Source organism: Gammaproteobacteria bacterium (assembly GCA_041395725.1).
Taxonomy (GTDB): Bacteria; Pseudomonadota; Gammaproteobacteria; order Pseudomonadales; family Pseudohongiellaceae; genus NORP240.
In genome coordinates, this window is record JAWKZW010000001.1 from 3934992 (window position 1) to 3952046 (window position 17055).

The following is a 17055-nucleotide window of genomic DNA, read 5'->3' on the forward strand; positions in this document are numbered from 1 at the left end:
CCTCATATACAGTCAGTGTGCTTTTTTAGGGCCTGTCTCGCGTAGTACGCAAAATTGACCCTATTTCTCTTGTCGGTAGATACCCAGTCATGGGCTTCTTCTGCCAATGCAGGTGGTAAAGGTTGTATTTCTCCTCCAGCCATTGCCAAGAGCTGCAACTTTGCCGCACGCTCAATCAGGACAGCTAGATTGCAGGCTTCCTCGATATTTTTCCCGGTCACAAGCTGGCCATGGTGAGCAAGAAAGACGGCCCGGTTATCACCTAGGGCGTTGGAGATTAAAATGCCCTCTTCATTACCGACTGGAACGCCTGGCCAGCCCTTCACAAAAGAGCAGTCGTTGTACAACCCACTCGTGTCCATATGGGAAATCACTAGTGGCACTTCCAACATGGACAGCGCAGCAACGTACGTTGGGTGTGTATGGATTATGCAGTTAACCTCTGGATGCTCTTTATAAATCCAGGTGTGAAAGCGATTCGCTGGATTGGGCATACCTTCGCCTTCTAACGGCTTTAGGTCTTGATCAACAGCGATTAAGTTGTCAGCGGTAATCTCGTCGAAGCCTAGGCCGAATCTTTGCGTTAAGAACGTATTTGGTTTTTCAGCACGGCAAGTAATCTGCCCGACCAAGCCTGAATCATGGCCCTTATCAAATAGAATACGGCAGGTCAGCGCTAGCTTTTCTCTATCCGACAGACCTATATCTTTAATCAGCCTCTGCATATCACTCTCAGCGCTCTGCATTAGCTCCTGTTTCGTTTTTCCAGCTGTCTTCACGCACGATCTCCTCTTAGACGGTTTTGACAATGGCGGTAAGATACAGCTAAGCTGGACCCAAAATAAGATCCAGTATTTTCATTTTTAATGGTCCAGAAATGGAAGGCAATATGTTGAGACCTTGGGAGACGCAATTCTGGCTAGAGGGCAGCCCTGGTAAGACCCTGCATTCAAAGCTACTGAACAAGCTGACAACAGATATAAAGGAAGGGCGATTAGCACCTGGAAGCATGCTGCCAGGATCGCGCTCGCTGGCAGAACAACTCGGTGTCAATCGAAAAACGGTCCAGCAAGTTTATGAAGAACTGGAAATTCAGGGGTGGTTAGTAACTCGTCCTAGATCAGGCACCTATATTTCAGAAACACTCCCCGAGCAAGGGCTTACAGCCACAAACGAAGATTTAATCAACAGCACACAAAAAACCAAGTCGCCATCAGAGTTGGTTGAGGTGCTTTATCAAGATGCTGTTTGCTCTTATGACGAGATGGCAGTCACTAATGATGGAACGCCTGATTCTCGACTAATACCTTATGAATTGCTCGCAAGGACGTATCGAAGGGTATGTATCAACCTGAGTCGTCACTCTAGGCTCGGCTATGGAGACCCAAGGGGCACCATCGAATTGCGCGAGTCGGTCAAAAAAATGTTGTCCGGCGATAGGTTTATGAGCTGTACCGTTGAGCAAATTTGTATTGTCAGGGGCAGTCAAATGGGTATTTATCTCGCATCAAGAGTGTTAGACCCAAGCAAAGGCGCTATTGTGATGGAAGACCTGTGCTATCCGCCTGCCAGGGCAGCGTTTGAATCGAATGGTTTTAAAGTCATAACCTGCAAACTCGACCAACAAGGTTTGAATATCGACAATCTACGAGCCATATTGGCCAAGCATACTGTCGCCGCCATTTATGTTACGCCACACCATCAATACCCAACAACCGTATGTTTACCGATGGAGAGACGGCTCGCGCTATTGGAACTCTCCAAATCGTTCAAATTCGCGGTACTCGAAGATGACTATGATCATGAATTTCATTATGAGACCAACCCGATTCCACCACTTGCAAGTCTTCCTAACTCGGAAAATGTCGTACATATAGGCTCTATGTCAAAGGTTTTTGCACCAGGTCTAAGGCTCGGTTACATTGCTGCTGACGCTCAATTCATCGAAAGAGCAGCACAACAGATTGTACTAATCGACAGACAGGGTAATACCATATCTGAAATTGTTCTCTCAGAATTGATGGAATCGGGAGAGGTCAGGCGCCATATTCGAAAAATCCGCAAGCAATATGAAGCGAGAAGGAATTTCGCGGCAGCAGAATTTAATCGAATCTTTGGTGATAATATTTCTTTTACGTTGCCTACGGGTGGGATGGCTATATGGGTTGATATTTCAAAACTCGCTCATGGAATAACACTGGATAGCCTGCCTGGAAAAGACTCAACCTTAAGCACATTGTATTCAGATGACCAAGTTACGCCTACACACCTGCGTTTTGGCTTTGGAGCATTGAGTGAAGTTGAAATAACCCGGTCAATAGAGCAGTTATCGGAAACGCTAAACTGATCAATGAGGCTCAATAAACGTGACGACATTGAAATGAATATTGTGCGTGAGCGCTTTCATTGTTTCTAGCATATATAGCGGTATACACATCTGTTCATTGCTGGACACAGGCAAGAACTCAAGACATTCTTCTTTTTCGGCGTTAATCTTAGTGGTGATGGGAGTGCCCTTGTATTTCCTGCCACCCGTTAACGTTATAGAAACCTGTATTTTGTACATACAGGCTATTTCTAGATAATCATGCAAGTCACAGTTCATCGGGGTTTTCATTACCATACCTCTATCATCACAAACCATGCTCGCTAGAGCGCTTCAATTTTAGACGTCCCTGCGATCCTCACAAGACTTGATTGTCATTTTCAGTCTGGCAATTGTCGTATAGTAATCGCTGCTCTCAAACAGCGTTTGGCCGATAATGAATCGTTTAACACCTAACCATACCAGCGCAGATACATTCTCGGGCGTTATTCTACCGGCGACACAAATGCTCAAACCGCTTTGGTGTTCAATTAGCATATCCCTCACATGGGAAATTCTGTCTAAATCAGCTCTTGAGATACAACTATCAGTCGTCGTTTCTTCATCAAGAGACAGGGTAATAAAATCCAACTGGTCAAAAAGCATTGAGTGTGTCTCTATCTCACTCTCAATATCAAGGGAAATCCCAGCCTTAGAGCCATAGGTTTTAATCGTTTTAATGATGGATTCGGCGTCATCCATCACCTCCGGTCTGAACGATATATAATCGACACCCGCCTCTGCCAAAACAAGTATGTCTGAATGATCTGTCGCTATTTTTATTTCAACACTGAGAAAAGAGTTTCTGACATGCTCGCGCAAAACCTTACCGAAGGATAGACCAAACTTAATAGCTAGTTTTTGTCCGTTCGCGACATCGAGGTGGATAATATCGCTTCCAGCTAATAGCGCCTGATCAATTTCGTTGGCAAGATTAAAGGAATCGGCTTCGGCAATCGACACACAGATCAAACTATCACTCACAATCAGACCATAAGTACTCGGTTATAAATATTTGTATTGCTGTGCATGCAAATATTTCAGTTGGGATTTAGGGCATAATAAGCACTTCACTACTCTAAAAAACCATCCAGTTTTTAGTTTAACGGTGGTCCAGATATCACCTCTCTTCGGCCCAGCCACCACCACGCCGAGCACACAAAAGCGACTCGACTTATCAACAAAAGGGATTGATAGCGGTGCCTGATCACCCCAGAGGATGGATGATCAATGGTCAGGATTACGGGCCCACTCTGCTCTGGTTTTCGCTCTGGCTCTGAAATTCATGCTCACGGCAGAGTTGCTTAACTTCGATTTTGGATAGCGGTTCCCCGGTCAACCCACACTGAAATTTTCCATTACCCAGTGAGCGATTGTATCGGCAAGATTGGCATTGCCCAAAGCCTTGATGGTTGTTCTTATGCTGCCACTCCATCAGCAGTGATTTAACTGCGTCACTGACTTCTTTAGCCTCCCCCAGGTTTGGCATCAATAAGTTGGATATGCGCTTAATGCTCGCTTTAGCCTTAGGTGTTAAGTAAAGGCGGGTGACGCGTTTATCCTCAGTACATGGGCGCCGTTCAATAAAACCCTCTTTCTCCAGGAGCTTCAGGCTCTGAGAGATACTTCCTTTCGTTTGCCCTAGATACTCGCTTAATGCCTGTGCCGTATTTGAATATCGATTGCTGATAGACAGGTACTGAAGAATCTCCACATGTACTGGTTGGATACCTTCATTGTTGGCTGCATGTCGTATCTGGCTTCTATAGAGAGAAGTCAGCCTTTCCAGCCATATATCAATATCATTCATCATTATTATTTAATAGTATAGGTTCTAAACCTTCTTGACAATCCTAAAAAGGGCAGTATTATGCAAGACATGGTTTAGATTCTAAACCTTTTTCACTAATCATTTATAGGAATAGAACTATGTCTCGTCTCCCTTTAGTCGCGCCTACTAGCGCATCTGGTAACCAAAAAGTGCTTTTTGACCAAATAAACGGCGCTTTTGGCGTTGTACCCAATATGTTTAAAGCCATCGGTAACTCTTCTGCTGCCCTCGAAAGTATGTGGACATCCTTTGCCGCGTTAGGCAACGGTGCTTTAGGTGCCAAACTGGGTGAGCAAATTGCCGTACTGGTCGCTGATATTAACCGCTGTGAGTACTGTCTTGCTGCCCATACCCTGCTGGGGAAAAACGCCGGTGCGAGTGAAGAGGAAATGGCGGCGGCTCAAGCTGGCAAGTCATCAGATCCCAAGGTGCAAGCTGCTCTGGATTTTGCAGCAAAGCTCGTGATAAAGCGCGCCAGTGTTTCACAGTCAGATATAGAAGAAGTTCGCGAGGCCGGATTTAGTGATGAAGAAATCGCTGAGATTCTGGCTCACGTTGCTCTGAATATCTTCACCAACTACACCAATGTTGCCTTTGATGTGCCCGTGGATTTCCCCAAGGTCAACTTGCGCCCAGCTGCATAACGCAGCTCAAAGGAGCCACCATGAAATTTCTTTCATTGACCATAGCGCTAACTCTAATGGTGTCTGGGATCGTATATGCAGGGGACTCTCCGTCTCCCGCATCCGCCCAAGTGTATTTTGTCAATCTTGAAGACAAACAAGAGGTCAAGAGTCCATTCAGGGTTATCTTTGGGCTACGAGGCATGGGGGTCGCTCCTGCTGGGGTGGACAACAAGGCATTCAAATACATTGGACATCACCATTTGTTTGTCAACTCGGTGTTGACCGATGAAATACGCAATGGCTCCATCCCTTTTGATCAACAGCACCTGCATTTTGGACAAGGCCAAACTGAAACAGAGCTAGACCTGCCTCCTGGTAAGTACACGCTCCTGTTAGTTTTTGGTGATCCTTATCATGCGGTGCATACCCCAGTAGTCGCATCTGAAAAAATCACAATTGAAGTCAAGTAAGGAGGTTTTATGGAAATCGATGTGTACGACTCATATGCAAAAACTACCGACGGGCGCTTGTTGCATTTTGATGTGTTCGTTAGGTCGGGCACTGATCCTGATGTGGCCTTGCGTCGTGGTAGAGAATGGCTAGCGAGTATTGACGAAAACCCAGCAGGATTAGAGCAGTCGCGTTGTAATTTTTGCCATACGGAAGCAGCCAACCCCGAAGTTCAGCGAGCAGTCGAGTTTGAAGGATTTTTTATCCTTCAGATGGAAGGCTGTCCAGCCCCTGTGTAACCAACCATTCAATGAGGTTCATATTATGAAACAATTTAAAGTTATATCCAGTAGTTTTAGTGCAATGGCTTTGCTGTGCCTATCGTTATCAACTTCTGCTCACGGTATTAAGGCAGAAAAAGGTAACGCCAAATTGGCTGCTTTCGATATTGTGCAGGCCAGCGTTGAAGCCAGTGATAATTGGCTAACTTTCACCATGGAAGTGAGTAAAAAAGCTGGCAAATCAAAACCGACTCCAACGGGTAAGCTCGAAGGAAGCAATGTATTCTCCTATGTCTGGCCAACCAAGATAGACAGTTCGACAGTAGGTTTTGATGAAGGTCAGGGGATTTTGTCTATGGCAATCACCTCTCATCCTGATTTCGACGATACGCCACTGTTTGATGAAAATGCCGATGGTGATCTAGGAAACGATGGCACCGTCTGGCACTCGCATTGGGTGGTTTTGGTTCCCGATGATGCTTGTGGTGAAGGTGCATTAAAGGTGAAGGATATTCCTGCCGGTAGTAGCCCTAAGCTACCTCTGACCTGGCCCGGATTACCGATCCTCATCGATAGCCCAGGGTACTCACCTGTTATTGGTAAAAAGCATGTATCAGTGCGCGTACCGTTTCGCAATGCTAAAGAGTTGAAAGGTATTGCTTTCGATGGCGTGACATCAGGTTTACGTGTCAATGAAAGCGCGCATGCTCCTCTATTGTGTGTTGTGGATGTTTTTGATGTGGCATCGGGTGATCTCTCTTTACCCGGAAAAGTAAAGTAGAACCGGTACAGCATCTATCCCTACACGGCATACCTGCACTCGCAGGTATGCCCAGACCTTGTGAGATTTCTATGACCGAACTAACCAAGCCCCCCGAACTGAGTGTGCAAACCTGGCTGAATACAGACAACGAATTGTCGCTGGACGCACTGCGCGGAAAAGTCGTTGCGATCTTTGCTTTTCAAATGTTATGCCCCGGCTGTGTACAGTATTCAATTCCACAAGCCAGCCGTGTTCATGCCTTATTCAGTCAAGACGACGTTGCAGTAATAGGTCTGCATACCGTCTTTGAACACCATGAAGCTAATACAGTAATCATGCTGGAAGCATTTTTACAGGAAAACCGCATTGAGTTTCCCGTGGGTATCGATATGCCATCAGACGACAGTAATCCCTTCCCTCAAACCATGAGCGCTTATCAAATGAGAGGGACGCCAACGTTGATCTTAGTTGATCGCCAGGGATATTTGCGTAAACACAAGTTCGGCCATGAAAACGACTTAGTAATAGGGGCCGAGTTAATGAAGCTGATAGATAAAAAAGGTAACTAAAACCGTGGTACCGCATATATTAACAATACTAGCAGCATTGTTATGTTGCGGCGTATCAATACGTTTTTTGGCATCTGATTACCCATATTCAAAAGCTGCGAATTTGTTTGCAACTCTAGCATTAAGGTCTTAGCTAGCAAGCTTAAGATCAGATTAGTTTCTGACATTCGTTTATACAGTGAGGAAAAGTAAATTGATCTCAGATGTTAGCTTTCCACAATTAAAGAATGATCGCCTGTTAAAGGCGTTATTAAAGCAACCCGTTGATTGTACACCTGTATGGATGATGAGGCAGGCAGGTCGATATTTGCCTGAGTATCGAGCCAGTCGTGCGAATGCCGGGAGTTTTATGGATTTATGCCGTAACGCTGATTTTGCGTGCGAAGTTACCCTACAGCCACTAGAACGATTTCCCTTAGATGCGGCAATTCTATTTTCGGATATTCTGACAATTCCGGATGCCATGGGTCTAGGTCTTTATTTCGTTACGGGTGAAGGGCCTAAGTTCAAGGAACCTATTGGAAGACCATCAGATATTGATCGTTTGAAGGTTGTCGACGGTGATGACGACTTAGGATATGTAATGAATGCGGTCCGCACCATTCGCTGTGAACTGAATGGCCGAATTCCCTTAATCGGTTTTTCAGGCAGCCCATGGACATTGGCTACCTATATGGTGGAGGGACAGTCAACCCGTGATTTCCACCGTATCAAAAGCTTTCTGTACCAGCAGCAAGACGCCATGCATCAATTGTTGGACATTCTGGCGCAATCCGTTATCTCGTACCTCAATGCACAGATTCGGGCCGGGGCTCAAATTGTACAAATCTTTGATACGTGGGGTGGAATACTGAATGGCCCTGCTTACGAAACATTTTCACTGGCCTACGTAAAGAAAATCATCGATGGCCTAATCCGCGAGAATGAAGGTAGTCCGGTGCCAGTCATTTTGTTTACCAAAGGTGGCGGGCAATGGCTTGATGTCATGGCTGTATCGGGTGCAGACGCACTTGGACTGGATTGGACTACGGACATTAGACAGGCCCGTCAGCAAGTAGGTAATAAAGTTGCCTTACAAGGGAATATGGACCCAGCCGTATTGCTTGGCTCGCCCATATCAATTCGCGAAGAAGTTACTCGTATATTAGAACGGTTTGGCAAAGGTAGCGGTCATGTTTTTAATTTGGGGCATGGTATCTCCCAGTTTACTGACCCAAACAATGCAGGTGTCTTTATCGAAGCAGTGCATGAATTGAGCAAAAAATATCACTACTTTTGATGATTAAGAAAACCTTGATTTGTGCCAAGTCATTTCAAGGATACTTCTCAAATAACGACAAACCACCAAACTCAGATTTAACACTTATTAGGAATTGGAAGATAACATGAAAACGGCCACTCGATTTCACCATGGATGCAACATTTCCCCTCCAGCACCAGAAACGCCATCAACTCTCATTAATCAATCTAGGGCCTGTTCACACTAAATTTGATAAAATCAGCGCCTATGGAAATTACAAAAGCGCAATTTAAAATCATTGAGCATTTGCTCCCAATACAACGGGGTAATGTAAAAATACCGAATATACAGGTGATTAACGCCGTATTATACGTGGCAGAACATGGCTGCAAATGGAGAGGTCTTCCGGAGCACTTTGGCTACTGGCATGCCATTTACATGCGAGTGAATCGCTGGGCGAAGAAAGGTGTTTTGGATCACGTATTCTCGGTGCTCCAGAGCGCAGATGTTATCAACATCCAAGTTGATCAAGTTTCTTTGGATAGCACGATCATTAAAGTCCACCCCGATGGCACAGGTGCACTAAAAAAAACGGTCAACAAGCCATCGGTAAATCAAGAGGTGGATGGACAACTAAAATTCACATGGTAGCGGCTGACGATAAAACTGCTGTAGCCTTTTCATTATCACCAGGGCAGTCTGGAGATGCACCCGAAGGCCGTGACCTGCTGAGAACCATGGAAGGCTGTGGCTGGGAAGGGGCAAGTGTCATCATGGACAAAGCCTACGAAGGGGATGATACGCGCCAGTTGATTTTGGATTTGGGAATGATGCCTGTTGTTCCTCCAAAGATAAATCGTGTGACACCATGGGAATACGACAAAGAAATGTACAAAAAGAGGAATGAGGTAGAGCGCCTGTTTCGACGACTGAAAGGATTTCGTAGAATTTTTAGCCGTTTTGATAAACTTGATGTCGTATTCAGGTTCTTTATCAACTTCTCATTGATTGCTGATAGGCTAATTAGTGTGAACAGGCCCTAGATGCAGCTTCGAATTTATCAATCGAGGCATTAACAGAGAAAAAGGACAAGAAGCAAAGAGAGTGAGTAATCAACTGAAATATCTCTTTACAGTTTTCATTGTATATCTATCTACAACTATGACTGCCAGCGCAGGCTCAATGGCATACAACCATGCGCCTATTGGTGTCATGGGCGATCACCTCCACAAAAAGGGGGAACTGATGTTTTCATATCGATATATGGATATGGATATGGAAGGCAATCGTATTGGAACAAATTCAGCATCGCCTCGACAAATTGTGTCGACCATACCCAATCAATTCTCCGGAACGTCGGGTCAACCACCTACCTTACGTGTTGTGCCTACATCAATGCGCATGGAAATGCATATGTTCGGCGCTATGTACGCTCCAACAGATGATATAACGCTAATGATAATGGGCACGTATAATGAACGTGAAATGGATCATGTCACGTTCCAAGGTGCTCAAGGAACTACCGTTCTTGGTAATTTCACGACACGTTCATCTGGTTTTGGCGATACCAAGGTAACCGGTCTAATCAGGCTTTATGACGATGGCAAACATAAACTTCATCTGAACGCTGGCGTATCCATCCCAACCGGCAGTATCACAGAGAATGACCGAATTTTAACCCCAATGGGTGCAACGACCACAGTCCGCTTGCCTTACCCAATGCAACTTGGTTCAGGCACCTGGGATTTGGAGCCAGGAATCACCTATAACGGCTTTTCTTCAAATTGGGGATGGGGCGCTCAGGCTCGTTCAAGCCTGAGACTGGGCGATAATTCTGAGAATTATTCGCTCGGAGATCGTTATGAGGTATCTGCATGGTTCGCTTATCTTTTCTCAGATTCCGTTTCCACATCGCTTCGAATCAAAGGAACTACACAGGGTAATATTGATGGGCGTGACGCCCAGATTATCGGGCCTGTTCAAACTGCCCAAACTGAGTTCCAAGGTGGCGATAGAGTTGATCTCTTGGGAGGCATCAATCTCCTTGTGACAAGCGGCCTCTTTAAGGGCCATCGATTTGCACTAGAAACTGGCTTTCCAATCCACCAGGACCTCCATGGTCCACAGCTTGAAACTGATTTTCTTCTTACTGCTGGTTGGCAGAAAATATTCTAGATAAAAGGCAGGGCCTAATGATGAAAAAGTATGCTGTATCTATTCTTCTGCTACTGGTATCCAGCGTCGCCTTTTCTTACGACAATGCAACGCATGTATCTGTATTGGAGTGGGACAAAAAGTGGGACAAAGTGCTAGCGCGAGCAACTGATAACTACATTGAAAAAATCAAATCAGACAAATCTGCGCTGACACCAGAAAGAGAGAGAAACGAGAAGCTAGAGGATATTCGAAGCTACATGCTCGAAAAGTTGGGATGGAATAATGTCGGTGCAACCGTAACAAACAACATCACTAAGAGCTGTGACAAATATGTACTTGATGTATTGGTAGATATTAAGGTTGGGAAAGCAAAATCTCTCGAAGCTAAAGAGAAATATATTACTTCATACAGAAACTGCATGAGAGCCGGACTAAACAAATCTCTTGGGTTGATTCAGGAAGAGATAGTTCGATTGAAATCAACTCGGAGCTCTAGATCGCCACGGAAAACACCAGCAGGTGATAGTATGCTTATTAGGGATGATGCGCTTGATTCCTATAGAAGCAAGTATATTAAAGCCCCAGATTTTAAGGCGCTGGCTCAATCAGAGAGCGGAGCCTGGGGATGGAGGTCAGGTCGAACATCAGAGCAGCATGCAATTCACAGTGCTTTGGCTGTATGTAGAGGTAATAACCATAAAAATGAAGGGAAATATCCCTGCAAGGTAATCAATATCAATGGGGAGTGGAAGAAGGAGGATCGTGATGAGTCCATTATTTCACATGATACTCAGCAGGACGAAGGGCAAATAATCAGCTCTAAGGCACTCATTTCATACCTGAATGAATACAGATTGGCTTCTGAGCATAAAGCCTTTGCACAGTCACATACAGGTGCATGGTCATGGAAAAGCAGTAAATTGTCTCAAGATGACGCCACCAGTAAGGCGTTAGCTGGATGCAGGCGGAACAATTATAAATACGAAGACCAATATCCTTGCAGAATATTCAACGTAAATGATAGATGGACGGATATACGATGAACAAACAGAACTCCAAATTTGGACGCCCAGGACAAAATACGCAAACTCCCTTGGCGAGAACGTTTTCTTAGGATCGCTGAAAAAATGAATCTGGAGTGCTTTGCGCGATTACACTGACAACTGATCCAGGCAAGATAGAACTGTGCCTACTCAGGCCATTTCTTCCGGGCATATAATGATCTTACTGCCACCATCAAATACCATTCATGGAACCTTATTTACGTCTGTGAAAGATTGACTCGGGTATTTTTACGCGGGGTTGCTAGGCTGATCTCTCGGTTAACCGGAGTCACTTTGTATGGATCAGTTATCACACAACGAACAAGACCGGGAGCTATCTACCCGCGAGGCCGCGGCGTTGCTTAACCTCTCCCCCATGACATTGAAGAAATGGCGCTGCACCCATGAGCACCCCGAATTGCCCTGGTATAAAAGGTTTGGCAAAGTGTTCCACCTCGAATCAGAGGTCACTGCTTTCCGGCAGGACAGCAACACCAACAGTCAGCAGCGTATTTTGATTTAGTATTCAGGCTATTTCCGCACAGTAGGCGTGATATAGCTGCCCGATTCCACAGTGGCCATACGCAATCGAGACGTATCCATTATCTCCCCAATCTGACCCATAGCTGTTTTTGGCAATCCAGTAGCGATTATGATCGTCGAACCCAACCAAGCAGACGACGTGCTGAAATGAACCATTTTTGTCCTGAGGTGCGTAAATGTCACCGCCCGGCCAAGTTAAAAAATCATCTTGCGCCCACATTCCGGTGACGACCGGGTAGCCATTGAGTATGGCTGCTCTGATCTGTTCGGCCCCCAACAATTGTCTTAGTGCAGGTGCGGGATACTGGCCCGTCACATTACATTGGGCTGGTTCCCAGGGGTAGCTACCCTGTTGAGCCAGGGGAATCATTTGTCCAGGCAGTAACTCGGCCAGCCCCCTGATAGACACACCGCTGTGACAATGGGCTTGCGCCAAGCAGGTGTGCATCCAACCGGCAGCAAGCTCAATATCCGAGGCTGTCATCGACAAACAATAGGATTCAATGACAGCGCAAAACCCGTGCGATGTGCAGCTATTGCAGGGCATTTGTACGCGCACCGGTGTAATAACACCATCCTCACGCAGATCCTTCCTGACAAAGTGCTCTGGTGAAACCGAAAATGATTTCACCGTTGGTGGTGGGGACAGCTCCTCCAGAAAGTCGGCTTTAGGGCGGCTTGCCTGAAGTTGCATTAGCTGCCTTCCAGTTCTTTCAGCTTTTTCTCAGCCTCAAGTCGTTCGATTTTGGCTTTGAGGAGGCTTGTATCGGCGTTTAGCGCTTCCACAGCTTTGGCTTGGTCAGACTCGGGCTCGGGCGGTTGGAGCTTTTTCTCGGCCTCGGCGATGCCGACCAGGGCCTGCAATCGAAGCAGCTCGGCATCTAGTGCTTTTTGCTCTTCTGATGCCTTTGCGTCAGAGAGGTCTTTGTACTGGGTTGCAATGGCATCAGCAAAGGCGTTGATGCTTTCACCGGCTGACTGTGTCTTCTCGTATCCAGCCTTTAACAGATAACCGTTTTTTGTCCACTCAGCGGAAAACTTGGCACTTTCAAAGGTCTTCGTTTTAATCGGTAGTGAGTTGACGAATCCCAGTTGCGCAATGGGGCCTTCAAGCTGCGCAATCATATTGGCCTTATTAGCATTGCTGTCACATGCCGGTTTATTGCACGCGACCAATCGGCCCAGCGCCGGGGTTCGGTATTGAAGACTACTGGTAACAACAGGAGGTTTTTCAGTACCGATTGTGGTGGGATCAACGCCGTAGGTATCGATGCGTTCAATCTGGAAATAGACATCCATCGCGACTTGCTGTGAATCGCCCTCAGAGATCGTTGGACTGACCCATTTCTTTAATATCGGCAGCGGGATACGGAAAGGAGTCGCCGTTTTTACCTCATCACTACGCAAGGGCCACTGTACTTTCTGCGTATGCGATATTGGCTTGAGCAATTGCGCCAGCTTTTTCTCTTCCAGCTCTAACTGCGCTTGTTTTGCCTTGACCACTTTTTTGGCATTGGCAAATGACTGCTCAAGGTTAGGGTCTTTTCCCGGTGCCAGATCAGCAATTTGAGAGGCCAGCTGTGTAGCGAGCAGCGTTTTTTCGCTCAGCTCTTTGGTAAGGTCCTTGACAACGGTATGTTGGGCATTCGCCGCCGTCACCTGATTCTTAATGACTTCAACTCCGGCTGGAGTTTTATAGCAAGTGATTTGCGGAACACCGGGAGCAACCCCAAAGGGAGATGGGACTGTCATTAGGGTGGCCAGGCTTTTTACTGTACCCGCTACGATTTCCAGAGACTTATCTTTAACCTCCGCGTTAATGGATTTTAACTGGAGTGTATCTTCAAACAGCTCAACACTGGTACTGGCGTGATTGGCGAATCGCGATAGTGATGTGACATCAATGGCATACACATGTTCGATGTCCGTCTTGGAGGTAGGCGTCATGGTGATATCGGTAGCCACCTTCATTTCCGCGCCCTCGCATGAGGCAATCCGACGTTTGATTTCAATGTCGTATTGGGTAAATGGAAGCGCATAAACAACACCGCTGGCAGGGTTATTTTTTACCTTTTTGACTTGAAGAGAACTACCGCAGCCGTTTATTAGCAAGGCAAAAACGAGAATTAATAAAGGACGGAAAAGAGAACTGCGTGCTGAACGAACTTGGTTAGATAACGGTCTTATGATGTGCATTCCAGATCCCTCTTAAATGACTGTTTGGTGGGGGCGTTTCAATGTTGTTTAGTTAGATAGTACGAACTCTTATAAATACCTGAGGCCTATTATCACCGATTGATTTCTCTTTTGTATACCGATTCCCAGTGCTTTGACCATCCGGTGTATAAATCATGACCAGCTGAACCACATTATGGAACTGCTATATGTTAGCGTTGACCGTGCTTTGCCGGGTTCGCTAACCGCTCATTCCACTGCGCGGAACTGACGCCCTCTCAATCGCTAACGCTTCGGCCCGCTGGGCGGCTGGCTTATCAGCAATACTCATTGAAGCCCTACTCAGGGGCGCTGCCCCTCGCGCTTAACCAACAGGTCAGGAGTCATCCGCACGTAAAGCGCAGACATAACTCCATAAACTTAGTGGACAAAAGGCTATGACGTCCACCACCATTTACGGTACCGAAGACAACAAGCTACTTCTCCCGCCCCCTTGCAATTAACTGATTGATAAGCCTCGCAAACCCTTGATTGGTTTAATTAGCCAACAATCCCTTCACGCGCTGCAACGCCAGACTCCATTCCTTTTCAATTACAGCGTTAATCTGTCTCTGCAGGTCTTTACGAGCATCTTCGTCAAACCAATCCTTGTTGCGTGTCGCGACTCGATCTTTGTATCCGCCACCTCTTCCCCATTCCTGATCGCAAGTAAACCAGAATGCTGAGTCTTGCCTTAACTCATCCTTGAAAGCTGTCTGGCCCATTAGCTGGATTTTCCTTAACAGCTCTTCGTAAGCCGAGAGAAGCAATCGCTCTGCCTGTTTCACAAGACCTTCCGCTTCCTTGTAATCAGGGTTTGCAACCATCGTTCCGCAAAGTTCCGAGAAACCCGACACTCTTGTTCCAAGAGATGACACCGCAAGCTTCCTGGCACCAAAGCCAAGATGGTGTGAGTAACTTAGGTTATACCACTCCCCCTCGCGACGAACCGTAGCTCTCAATGTACTAGCGTAAACAGCAGCTATCTCATGCATCAAGCTATCTTGTACATGATCGGAAACTTGGGGAACTTCAGAATTTTGGTTTATCCAAGTCTTAATCATGGTGGCAGCTTGTTGCATGACTGCCTGGACCTGCTCTTGTTCGTGGTTCCCCAGAAGAACTTCAGCACTTTCAACAATTTCGTTCATCTGCGAACAGAAATCATTGCGTAAATTAAGAATACGGCCTGCTAAGAAATCCTGTATCCTCTGAACACCATCCTGGCGCGCATCGAAAAACTCAACTGACAGGTCGTGCAACCCTAAGGAGTCCAAAGCCAGGGAAACCTGCTCGCCTTTTAACTCGTAACCCTCTTCAATCGATTCGACCATAAAGCCAGATTCGTCCTTAACAGCCATCGCTTCGTCCGACCTCGGCAGCACAACAATCGCCGCCCTACTGTGAAGCGACTTTACCCCGGTCTGAATGGCGCGCTCCAGCAAGAGCTGCGTTTCCGCTGACGGAGCATTATTAAAGCTGGAACACAGCACAGTCAGTGTATGCGAATCATCCAAATGGCTCTCCAGGTCTGCGCGGGTCGCTGTTCTATCGATACCTTTGGTATCGACAATCTCGACATCAAGATTATCAATCCCGAGCAACCGCTCTGGCACAACCACCTCCATACGTTTTGGAAGCGAAAACTCAGGATGCCGCCCGTTATTGATCTGCTCAAACGTCTCCTTTAGCCAAACCAATGGGGGCTTCCCACATTTCGGGTCATACCAAATATCCCGTCCGTCCCTGCGATGCAATTCCATCCTGGTCAGTATTTCGACTACCAGCTCCCTAATAGAATCGAACTCGGCTGCGAGGCCTTTTGCCTCATCACGACGAGATGAACGCTTTCCGTCAGCTTGTTTCTCTCCTCTGCGTATTCTCAGATTCGCCATATTTCGTACAGCACGTTCAATCTCCTTTGAAATGCCTTGCGAATCACTGCTTGCAACCGTCGGTTCCGAACCTTCTGGACGAGAAGCCCTATGGATATGATCCGCAAAGTCCGACACGTCAGCCCGAATCTCCTCCTCCCCCCTGGGCTCAATCAAAATGCCGACACCCGGCCCGGTCCGCAAATGAACCTCACAGATCGTTATCCCTCCAGCTCCCGCCTCAAGTACAGACACGGGAAAGCCACCATCTTTTCCGGGCACTTCCAGGCCGGTCACTCGGCAAATAAAGGTCGATTTCCCGATCCCAATGCTTCCGATCATGGCGATCTTATGTTCTCTATTGAGGATCAGATTCGCAGCCCTCTTAAGCTCATCCAGGTATTCGGACAAGCGCCGCTCAAACGCATGACGGACATCAGGCTGCCTACGAAGCTCTTCCAGTTGTTGGGCCACTTGCTCAGCCTGCCACAGAAGATCCTGCTCCTGATGATCAAGAGGAGGTCTAGACAGAATCATCCACTGCCTCGTTATGGCCTCCCCCATTTTAATTGCGGCCTCAGACCCTATTGCCCCGAGGATAGTCTGCAATTCATCCGGCGAAACATCACGGTCGCCACTCTCAACCCGGGACAAAGACGCTGGACTCCAGGTAATCTGCCTGGCCAGCTCTGCCTGCTTGATACCTGCCTGCTCCCTAAGGCGAGAGATATTTTCAGCAATCTCGCCTGCCGCCACACTGCTCTGCTCACTCATAATGACCTCACAACCACTGCCATAAAAACATGACGGCATACTAGAGCATACTCTGAAACGTTTCAACAACGTTTATTATTGATTTCATAAATGTCTGCACATATTGGCGTCTGACGGGCTTTTCCGGGTTCGCTAGACGCTCATCCCCCTTGCCGGGGGGACCGGCGCCCGCTCAATCCCTAACGCCCCAGCCCTCCGGGCTGTTTGATCGCTATTACACAATCAACGAGGGGTACCCCCCATACCTTCCCCTAATGCCCTGTAGCTTACCTGCTAAGGGGCGTTGCCCCTCGCGCCTGGCAAGTGCAAGGCTTCGCGCTTCCTC

17 protein-coding genes are annotated in these 17055 nt (G+C 46.9%); 11 read left to right on the forward strand and 6 right to left on the reverse strand.

All coding sequences use genetic code 11. From position 1 onward, the window contains the following. Window positions 1–2: 2 nt before the first annotated feature. Window positions 3–779 carry an aldolase gene (locus R3F50_17455; GenBank protein ID MEZ5492075.1) on the reverse strand — a complete coding sequence of 259 codons (777 nt, stop codon included), beginning with the start codon at window positions 777–779 and terminating at the stop codon, window positions 3–5. 110 nt (window positions 780–889) lie between these two features. On the opposite strand from R3F50_17455, the gene R3F50_17460 reads away from it, so the two are divergent. Then, window positions 890–2347, forward strand: a complete 1458-nt coding sequence (locus R3F50_17460; protein MEZ5492076.1) for a PLP-dependent aminotransferase family protein — start codon at window positions 890–892, stop codon at window positions 2345–2347. 318 nt (window positions 2348–2665) lie between these two features. Here the strand turns inward: R3F50_17460 and R3F50_17465 are convergent, their stop codons facing one another. Beyond that, window positions 2666–3349 carry a hypothetical protein gene (locus R3F50_17465; protein ID MEZ5492077.1) on the reverse strand — a complete coding sequence of 228 codons (684 nt, stop codon included), beginning with the start codon at window positions 3347–3349 and terminating at the stop codon, window positions 2666–2668. A gap of 256 nt (window positions 3350–3605) precedes the next feature. Next, on the reverse strand, window positions 3606–4178 hold the full coding sequence (locus R3F50_17470; GenBank protein MEZ5492078.1) for a MarR family transcriptional regulator: 573 nt from the start codon (window positions 4176–4178) through the stop codon (window positions 3606–3608). A gap of 116 nt (window positions 4179–4294) precedes the next feature. Between R3F50_17470 and R3F50_17475 the strand changes: the two genes are divergently transcribed. The 10 genes from R3F50_17475 (at window position 4295) to R3F50_17520 (ending at window position 11848) form a co-directional block, all read left to right on the forward strand. Further along, on the forward strand, window positions 4295–4840 hold the full coding sequence (locus R3F50_17475; protein ID MEZ5492079.1) for a carboxymuconolactone decarboxylase family protein: 546 nt from the start codon (window positions 4295–4297) through the stop codon (window positions 4838–4840). Window positions 4841–4860: 20 nt separating this feature from the next. Further along, complete coding sequence (locus R3F50_17480; GenBank protein MEZ5492080.1) at window positions 4861–5292, forward strand: DUF4399 domain-containing protein; 432 nt, start codon at window positions 4861–4863, stop codon at window positions 5290–5292. Between the two features lie 9 nt (window positions 5293–5301). Next, on the forward strand, window positions 5302–5571 hold the full coding sequence (locus R3F50_17485) for a DUF2024 family protein (protein MEZ5492081.1): 270 nt from the start codon (window positions 5302–5304) through the stop codon (window positions 5569–5571). 25 nt (window positions 5572–5596) lie between these two features. Beyond that, entirely contained in the window at window positions 5597–6334 is a 738-nt protein-coding gene (locus R3F50_17490; GenBank protein MEZ5492082.1) for a hypothetical protein, read from the forward strand. Window positions 6335–6405: 71 nt separating this feature from the next. After that, window positions 6406–6885 (forward strand): redoxin family protein, encoded by a 480-nt coding sequence (locus R3F50_17495; GenBank protein MEZ5492083.1) that lies wholly within the window; start codon window positions 6406–6408, stop codon window positions 6883–6885. Between the two features lie 196 nt (window positions 6886–7081). Beyond that, the gene (hemE, locus tag R3F50_17500) at window positions 7082–8164 is read left to right on the forward strand and encodes a uroporphyrinogen decarboxylase (protein MEZ5492084.1); all 1083 of its coding nucleotides are present in this window, start codon (window positions 7082–7084) and stop codon (window positions 8162–8164) included. Between the two features lie 228 nt (window positions 8165–8392). Then, a protein-coding gene (locus R3F50_17505; protein ID MEZ5492085.1) for an IS5 family transposase occupies window positions 8393–9168 on the forward strand; the annotation gives its coding sequence in 2 pieces (ribosomal slippage) (window positions 8393–8708 and window positions 8708–9168; 777 coding nt in all). A gap of 61 nt (window positions 9169–9229) precedes the next feature. Then, entirely contained in the window at window positions 9230–10300 is a 1071-nt protein-coding gene (locus tag R3F50_17510) for a transporter (GenBank protein MEZ5492086.1), read from the forward strand. A 17-nt stretch (window positions 10301–10317) separates the two neighbouring features. Further along, window positions 10318–11325, forward strand: coding sequence for a hypothetical protein (locus R3F50_17515; GenBank protein ID MEZ5492087.1), 1008 nt, complete (start codon window positions 10318–10320; stop codon window positions 11323–11325). Between the two features lie 298 nt (window positions 11326–11623). Further along, complete coding sequence (locus tag R3F50_17520; protein MEZ5492088.1) at window positions 11624–11848, forward strand: hypothetical protein; 225 nt, start codon at window positions 11624–11626, stop codon at window positions 11846–11848. A 3-nt stretch (window positions 11849–11851) separates the two neighbouring features. On the opposite strand, the gene R3F50_17525 is transcribed toward R3F50_17520, so the two are convergent. The 3 genes from R3F50_17525 to R3F50_17535 all read right to left on the reverse strand — a co-directional run bounded on the left by R3F50_17525 (window position 11852) and on the right by R3F50_17535 (window position 16730). Beyond that, window positions 11852–12562, reverse strand: coding sequence for a C1 family peptidase (locus R3F50_17525; protein MEZ5492089.1), 711 nt, complete (start codon window positions 12560–12562; stop codon window positions 11852–11854). Then, entirely contained in the window at window positions 12562–14064 is a 1503-nt protein-coding gene (locus tag R3F50_17530) for a hypothetical protein (GenBank protein ID MEZ5492090.1), read from the reverse strand. Before R3F50_17530 ends, R3F50_17525 begins: the two co-directional genes overlap by 1 nt. Window positions 14065–14579: 515 nt before the next feature. Next, window positions 14580–16730, reverse strand: a complete 2151-nt coding sequence (locus R3F50_17535) for a helix-turn-helix domain-containing protein (protein ID MEZ5492091.1) — start codon at window positions 16728–16730, stop codon at window positions 14580–14582. Window positions 16731–17055 lie beyond the last annotated feature (325 nt).

Coding starts and splice junctions, on each gene's coding strand:
- R3F50_17460 (MEZ5492076.1), top strand. CDS start 890: ATGTTGAGACCTTGGGAGACGCAATTCTGGCTAGAGGGCAGCCCTGGT.
- R3F50_17470 (MEZ5492078.1), bottom strand. CDS start 4,178: ATGATGAATGATATTGATATATGGCTGGAAAGGCTGACTTCTCTCTAT.
- R3F50_17475 (MEZ5492079.1), top strand. CDS start 4,295: ATGTCTCGTCTCCCTTTAGTCGCGCCTACTAGCGCATCTGGTAACCAA.
- R3F50_17480 (MEZ5492080.1), top strand. CDS start 4,861: ATGAAATTTCTTTCATTGACCATAGCGCTAACTCTAATGGTGTCTGGG.
- R3F50_17485 (MEZ5492081.1), top strand. CDS start 5,302: ATGGAAATCGATGTGTACGACTCATATGCAAAAACTACCGACGGGCGC.
- R3F50_17490 (MEZ5492082.1), top strand. CDS start 5,597: ATGAAACAATTTAAAGTTATATCCAGTAGTTTTAGTGCAATGGCTTTG.
- R3F50_17495 (MEZ5492083.1), top strand. CDS start 6,406: ATGACCGAACTAACCAAGCCCCCCGAACTGAGTGTGCAAACCTGGCTG.
- R3F50_17515 (MEZ5492087.1), top strand. CDS start 10,318: ATGATGAAAAAGTATGCTGTATCTATTCTTCTGCTACTGGTATCCAGC.
- R3F50_17520 (MEZ5492088.1), top strand. CDS start 11,624: ATGGATCAGTTATCACACAACGAACAAGACCGGGAGCTATCTACCCGC.
- R3F50_17525 (MEZ5492089.1), bottom strand. CDS start 12,562: ATGCAACTTCAGGCAAGCCGCCCTAAAGCCGACTTTCTGGAGGAGCTG.
- R3F50_17530 (MEZ5492090.1), bottom strand. CDS start 14,064: ATGCACATCATAAGACCGTTATCTAACCAAGTTCGTTCAGCACGCAGT.
- R3F50_17535 (MEZ5492091.1), bottom strand. CDS start 16,730: ATGAGTGAGCAGAGCAGTGTGGCGGCAGGCGAGATTGCTGAAAATATC.